Origin of the sequence: Pelomonas sp. KK5 (assembly GCF_001984095.1) — a bacterium.
Taxonomy (GTDB): domain Bacteria; phylum Pseudomonadota; class Gammaproteobacteria; order Burkholderiales; family Burkholderiaceae_C; genus KK5.
Genome location: NZ_LYVQ01000499.1, coordinates 1 through 1,009 on the forward strand (window position 1 = coordinate 1; position 1,009 = coordinate 1,009).

The following is a 1,009-nucleotide window of genomic DNA, read 5'->3' on the forward strand; positions in this document are numbered from 1 at the left end:
CGCCTGGTCGGCCAGGGCCAGCAGCGCCGCCGGGTCGCTGCCATGGGCGGGTGCCAGCGCCACGCCGACGCTGGTGCCCACCCTGACCACGCCGCCGTCCGGCAGCGTTACCGGCTGCTGGATGCAGGCGACCAGTCGCGCGGCCACGGCGTGCCACTCGGCATCCGCTGCGGGATCGAGCAGGGTCAGCAGCACGACGAACTCGTCGCCGCCGACGCGGGCCGCGGTGTCGTCGCGGCGCAGCGCGCCGGTCAGGCGCCGGCCGATCTCGGCCAGCAGCGCGTCGCCGGCGTCATGGCCGCGCTCGTCGTTGATCGGCTTGAAACCGTCCAGGTCGAAATAGCAGACCGCCAGCCGCGTGCCGGTGCGGTTGACCACCGCCAGCGCCTGCTGCAGCCGGTCGGCCAGCAGCAGGCGGTTGGGCAGGCCGGTCAGGCCGTCGTGGAAGGCCAGGTGCTCGGCGCGGGCCTGTGCGTCCTTGACCGCGCTGATGTCCACCATCGTCCACAGGGTCTCGTCGCCGTCCAGGCGCACGCCGCTCAGGTCGATCCACATCAGGTGGCCCTGGCGGTGCCGCATCCGCACCTCGGTGCGGTAGTGGCGGCCCGCATGGAGCAGCGGGTAGCCCTCCTCGGCCACGCGCCGGAAGTCGGCCTCGTCGGCGTAGATGTCCTGCGTGGGCACGCCGTCGAGCTCGCCGGGGCCGTAGCCGAAGATGCGGGCCAGCGCGCGGTTGTGCCAGACCAGCCGGCGCTGCTCGATCTTCGCCATGCCGACGATGTCGTTGTCCAGCATCGCCGTCTGCTCCTGCATCAGCCGGTTGACCCGGGCCGAGGACGCCTCGATCGAGGCCAGCAGGCGCTTGCGCTCGGTGATGTCGCGCGCCGAGGCGTAGACGAACAGCTCGCTGCCGATCTCGGCGGCGCTGATCTGCAGCTCCACGTCGATCAGGCTGCCGTCGCTGCGGCGGTGCTGGACCTCCACGCGCTGGCGGTCGCCGTCCTTGATC

At 72.5% G+C, this 1,009-nt stretch carries 1 protein-coding gene; it reads right to left on the minus strand.

Translation table 11 applies throughout. The features are described 5' to 3' along the window. Window positions 1–1,009: sensor domain-containing diguanylate cyclase (locus tag B0W88_RS31965; RefSeq protein WP_144007154.1), on the minus strand; the 1,009-nt coding region annotated here is incomplete at both ends.